Annotated in this window: 6 protein-coding genes; 3 read left to right on the forward strand and 3 right to left on the reverse strand. The window is 44.8% G+C overall.

Annotated elements, in window-relative coordinates; all coding sequences use genetic code 11:
* Positions 1-782: 782 nt before the first annotated feature.
* A complete protein-coding gene (locus tag L6773_RS20850; RefSeq protein WP_237856608.1) occupies positions 783-1,808 on the forward strand; it encodes a zinc-binding dehydrogenase in 1,026 nt (341 codons plus the stop codon).
* A gap of 412 nt (positions 1,809-2,220) precedes the next feature.
* Complete coding sequence (locus L6773_RS20855; RefSeq protein WP_237856610.1) at positions 2,221-2,598, forward strand: GxxExxY protein; 378 nt, start codon at positions 2,221-2,223, stop codon at positions 2,596-2,598.
* Positions 2,599-2,688: 90 nt separating this feature from the next.
* On the opposite strand, the gene L6773_RS20860 is transcribed toward L6773_RS20855, so the two are convergent.
* Together L6773_RS20860 and L6773_RS20865 are read right to left on the reverse strand one after the other, a co-directional pair.
* Positions 2,689-3,495, reverse strand: a complete 807-nt coding sequence (locus tag L6773_RS20860) for a hypothetical protein (protein WP_237856614.1) — start codon at positions 3,493-3,495, stop codon at positions 2,689-2,691.
* Positions 3,399-4,403 carry an SWIM zinc finger family protein gene (locus L6773_RS20865; RefSeq protein ID WP_237856611.1) on the reverse strand — a complete coding sequence of 335 codons (1,005 nt, stop codon included), beginning with the start codon at positions 4,401-4,403 and terminating at the stop codon, positions 3,399-3,401. The genes L6773_RS20860 and L6773_RS20865 overlap by 97 nt, the downstream gene beginning before the upstream one ends.
* A 90-nt stretch (positions 4,404-4,493) precedes the next feature.
* Between L6773_RS20865 and L6773_RS20870 the strand changes: the two genes are divergently transcribed.
* Positions 4,494-4,979, forward strand: coding sequence for a UPF0158 family protein (locus L6773_RS20870; RefSeq protein ID WP_237856612.1), 486 nt, complete (start codon positions 4,494-4,496; stop codon positions 4,977-4,979).
* A 65-nt stretch (positions 4,980-5,044) separates the two neighbouring features.
* On the opposite strand, the gene L6773_RS20875 is transcribed toward L6773_RS20870, so the two are convergent.
* Entirely contained in the window at positions 5,045-5,509 is a 465-nt protein-coding gene (locus L6773_RS20875) for a hypothetical protein (protein WP_237856613.1), read from the reverse strand.
* Between the last annotated feature and the right edge of the window lie 193 nt (positions 5,510-5,702).

Genomic DNA, 5,702 nt, shown 5'->3' on the forward strand with positions numbered 1-5,702 from the left:
CTGGGTTAAAAAGTGGCTATAATAGAAACCCCGAGTTGATGAATGTGGATAGGTTTAAATCGTAATCGAGGGGTTGCTGAAAAGATTGATTTTTTAGCATTATGAGAAGCGGAGCTTCCGGTAGGCGTTGTCGAAGGAGGTCAACTACGCTAAGGCTTTGTTGACCGAGGACCTTCGCAACGAGTTCAAATTACTTCATTGAATAGAAGCGGAGCTTCAGGCATGCGTTGTCGAAGGAGGACCTTCGCAACGAGTTAATCCCCCTCGGCTAGCGCAAGTTTGCAACTTGTGCTTTTAATTTTGGATAAGTAATCCTCAGGGCTGGCGTAAGTCTCCAAACTTGTGCTCCATTCCTATCACGCAGAGATCCTTCGGTCGTTTTACTCCCTCAGGATGACAGGGTCTCGTTTGTTACTCGCGGTGTATCAGTTTACGAAGGTGAATAAAGCCAGGTTTTACACCGCTTGCGAACATAGATTTTGACAAAACAGGTCAACTACACTGAAGTTTCTTTGACCGACGCTCTGTGCAGAGAAAAGAGAAAGGGGTATGAATCCATTCTTTTGAATACCCGTCTGACCGCGTTTAGCGTTCTGACGGGTACTCCGTTACTCACCCCGAAGTATTCTAAGATCAATAGCTCAGGGTGTAATGAACCCGACAACTGCTATTGAGGTGGATAAGTTACATATTTCATATGGATTGACGTACATTACATAGATGACGATGATTCATTAAAATTTCGCGTAAAAACAAAATAAACTCCAATAAAACCAATCATCATGAGACAACTTGTGACGACAGCCAATGGCGATTTTGAGGTCCTCCAGGTCCGGGAAGTCCCCGATCTACAGCCGGCCAATGACGAACTCCTTGTCAAGGTAAAAGCCTCCGGGCTAAACTTCGCCGATATACTCGCGCGAAAAGGCCAATATCCCGACGGACCCGATAAACCGTGTGTGATGGGATATGAAGTTTCCGGCGTGATCACGGAAGTTGGCTCCGATGTTGATGACGCTTGGGTCGGCAAAGAAGTGGTAGCGATCACCCGGTTCGGCGGACAGGCGGAACAGGTTTTGGCCAAAGAGAACCAGGTACATGAAAAACCGGATCGGCTTTCGTTTGAAGAGGCCGCCACGCTTCCGGTCAATTACCTGACGGCCTGGGTACTCATCGTGGTGATGGGCGGACTTCGAAAGAATGAATCCGTACTCATCCACAATGCCGGTGGGGGAATGGGGCTTGCCCAGCTCGATATCGCCAAACATATCGGGGCGAGAACATTTGGGACGTCAAGTAAACGAAAACATGATTTTTTGAATGATCGCGGATTGGATCACGCCATCGACTACCGCAATAAAGACTGGAGCATCGAACTCATGAATCTGACCGATGACCGCGGCGTGGAACTGATTACCGATCCGCTGGGTGGTAAGCATTGGAAGAAAAGTTACAAAGCGTTGCGATCAACGGGGCGATTGGGGATGTTCGGAATCTCTACAGCAAGCTCAGGTTCGAGTGGCGGACTCAAAACAACACTAAATCTGCTGAAAACGGTGATCGGCATGCCGATCTACCACCCTCTGCCGCTGCTTGATAAAAACCGCGGTGTTTTCGGAGTAAACCTCGGCCATCTCTGGCATGAAGGAGAGAAAGCACAGCAATGGATGAAAGAGATCCTGGCAGGCGTTGAGGAGGGCTGGATCAACCCCCATGTAGACACCACCTTTTCGTTTGACGAAGCCGGCGATGCACATCAATTTATTGAGGAGAGGAAGAATATCGGGAAGGTTATTTTAGTTCCCTGAAAAATGAACCGCCCACGACGTTTCGGGGCAGGCGGGGAACGCGGGGGAACGCTGGGTTTGAATGAGAAACGCCCTCAGCGTGTCTCGGCGGACACCGCGGCTAATCTATACAATTCGCTTTTTCCAAAGAGAACCGCAGATTAATAGTAGTATCTTCCTCAGAGTCGCCCTGTTGGTTCATATATCCAATCGTACTGGTGTTGCTATGAAGGTCAATCCCTATGTATACTACATCTGTATCTTTCGTAAGAGGTCTCCTATGGATTTGATTAAAGTTTAATGCACTTTTAATCTAATAAATCCAGGGTGACCTCTTTTTTATAATACCTCCGCGTCCACTGCGGTTAAATAAGATTGTAAGGTATTCTGCATTTCCGGTTCATACAGTTAAACATTCATAAAAATATACTGTATGACTGAAAATCAGATTGGAGATGCAATAGTACGTGCTGCGATCCGGGTTCACAGAAACACAGGGCCGGGATTGCTGGAATCGACCTACCAGGCTTGCCTGGAGTATGAGTTAAAAAGATCCGCACTATTTATTGAGAAGGAGGTAGCTCTCCCTGTAGTTTACGAGGATGTAAAACTGGAATGTGGATATCGGATTGATCTTTGGGTTGAGCAAAAAGTAGTTATTGAAGTGAAATCTGTAGAAGCAATGAATGATATTCACATGGCACAAATACTGACCTACCTCAAACTATCAGGTAATAAATTGGGATATCTGCTCAATTTTAATGTACCCATGATGAAAGAGGGAATCCGAAGGGTGGTGAACAATCTTTGAAACATATGAAACCGCAGGGGACGCAGAGAACCGTAGAGAAATAAAAAACCCTGCGTTCCTCTGCGCCACCGCGGTTAATCTTCACCGCGGTTAAAATTTTAATTTGTCAACCTCATCCAGGAACGCCGGTCGATTTGAATACAGTTTACGCAACTCTTTGGTGAGTTGTTCTACCTCTTTTTTTGCTCCAAGCTGCCAAACATGATTCAACGTTTTGCAGACCTCTTGATAGTATCGACGACCCGTGTTGTGTTTCAGTTTTTGTCGGATCAGTTGTACATAAAGTTCAAAAATTTCATCAAGTGCTGTCTCCTTAATGAACGATTCATACCGCTTGAGAAGATTCAGATCCGGATTTTTCTTCAGATATTCCAGCAATTTATCCCACATCTTTTCCTGTACAAATATCTCAGGCATTAACGAACGCCCTCTGTAACTGGTTTGGAGAACAGGCAGTAATGTATCCCGAAGGTAGGGCGGCCATTCATCCTTCGGAACCATCTCTTTCAGTTTTAAGTATATGTCCGTCGTCGGATCACTGTTCATCAGGTCCTCAAGCCGCTGGATGATTTCATTCTCATCTCCCTCGGTTTCAGACACCTTTAGTAACCATTCTTGCCAATTAGAAATCAACCCGGGTGCATCTTTTCCAAGTGTTTCAATCGCTTCTGAAGCAAGAGATTTAACAGTGTCAGTTTTTCCCCGATCCCAGGCTGTTTGAATCATCTCAGCCCGGACGCGAGTTAAATTTTTGTGTCGATCCATGGTCTCATCAGCCTCAGTAGGTCTGTCATTGCTTTTCAGAAGATGAACTTTCCAAAGGACGGCTGATTCCAGATTATAGTTGGAACTCCAGTTAGACTTTTTGTTGGTGAACTCTTCAATTCGTGCATCCAAAACAGCTTCTGTATCTCGAATTTGCTTATCATTTTTTGCAAGATGAACAGCCATCGCCATAAAATCATCATGGAAATCCCAACCTTCGTACCGTTTATCCTCGAGAGACTTGAGGGTCCATTTAAAGAAAGATTTTTGATCATCCGCATCGAGAGTACTTTCAGCCAAGTCATGCAGAAGATTGATCGCCCATCGGATTGCATCTCCCACATCAGCATTTGAATCGTCAATAAACTGAAATGCAGGCACCATCTCTTCAACCACCACTTGGCAAATATCCAGCACAGTGCGAAAAGAACCGCCGGTTTTTTTTTATCGGCCTGTTCAAGGAGTTTATAAACCGACGCAAGATGTTGCCGTGCTTCATGCCCATATATCAATCCCTTGCGGCGAGCCGGCGCCAGGGCCGACTTTACTAATTTTCTGTACTGAGCTTTACCTGTTTTGGGATCGGAAGCAGCCATAAAGGATAGAAATTGATGTTCGATATGAGGCTCAAACTCCGCAATCTGACTGATAAAAGCAGCCAGTTGAGACTTGTCGGATCGGGCCAGGGCTTTGTCCAATTGGCCGGATGAATAAGCAGGTGTGGGCTGTTTTTCTGTCTCTTCATCCAAGATCTGAATCTCATTTTCATCATTCTCAATCTCCATTAAAACAGCGGCAATGTGTTTACAGGCATCTTCCAAAGCATAGGGGCAAGTGCACCGGCATTCGCAGAGATCAGAATTCTCCTGTTTGATAGTTACCAGGTACACCTCCGTACCCTGAACCTCGGCCATCCAGGTGTTATTCTCTGATTGTGCCATATTTCTTATGGCACCTGTAGCGAAATAATGTCTTGCCCGATCGAGTATTACGGGCCTGAAATGATCCTCAAGCTTTTTTGGGTTGATTAAGAAACTCATGGAGAGGATGAAAGGTTTAGCTTAATTTATGTAGCGTTCAAAGAATCGATTTTATACATTTTATCAGACTTTGAACTTACAATTTATTTTATGTCGCTTCCCGTTTCTCTTCAATCCGTAATTAATGAGATGGACATGCAAAATGATATGGTCCAGGGCTACATAAATCGCAAAACCGGTGAACTGACGGTTTTTACGGAAGAGGATGAATACGCCCTGAGACGGCTGGACGATGGCGAACCGATAGAGGAACTTCCCGCATGGCAGCAGGAGATCATACCTAAACTCAGGGAGATCATGGAATCAGACGATTTTATTGAACTTCCTTCCCAATTCGAGATTCACGAGTACAGCATTATGGAAGATTTTATCTATTCCCTGGATGAGGGCCCCATGAAAGACGATCTTTTGAATGCCATCCGCGGACGAGGTGCTTTCCGCATGTTTAAGGATAAAATCTTTGATTATAACATCCGTGATGATTGGTTCAACTACAAAAATAAAGCCCTCAAAAAAATAGCCATCGACTTTTTAGAATTGAATGAGATTCCTTTTGAGGACGATTGCGGCGACTAAACCACTGGGAACGCAGAGAACCGCAGAGATATAAAAACCCCGCGTACCTCCGCGTCCACCGCGGTTTATTCCACATTTCCGAAATGAACCTTTACCGAAAACGAATCCACTCCTGGATTGATCTCATTAAAAAGCCCAAACCCATTACTGATATGCCGGTAGCTGATGGTAAACCTGCGAATGGGGATCGAGGCTTCCAGTAAGAACTGCACTCGGGATGCAACATCCACCGGAAAGCGACGGTCAAAGGCAATCATGCCGGCACGGAAATAGGTGAGGTCCAACGGGATAACAGAAATTGCAAAAGCAGACGTCTGCTCGATAATCTCATCCGTTCCTTTGCGCATATACCGGGTATCATCCCAGTTGTGAAAATAGTGAAGTCCCACAAACTTATACTCAAGATAAAATTCTGACATATCTCTCGTATCCCCCCAAAGTTTATGAGATACGGGTGATATACCGATTGATTGTGAAAGGGCATCCGTCCAGGAAAAAGCCAGGATTGCTATGAATAGATATTTAATCACGGTTGAATATATAGAAATTGGGAAAAGATTGAATATTGAATAAAGACTGATCGTCAGGCTCGAAGTAACGATTGGAAATCAAATTAAATAAATACGTGAGGTCGAACGCAGAGGGTTTTTCACTTCAGTTCGGACCGATATTTATGAATTTAATAGAAGGGAAAGCTCTGAAAGAGCTAAAATAATATAGCCC

Origin of the sequence: Rhodohalobacter sulfatireducens, assembly GCF_022012475.1 — a bacterium.
In the GTDB taxonomy this organism is placed as follows: domain Bacteria; phylum Bacteroidota; class Rhodothermia; order Balneolales; family Balneolaceae; genus Rhodohalobacter; species Rhodohalobacter sulfatireducens.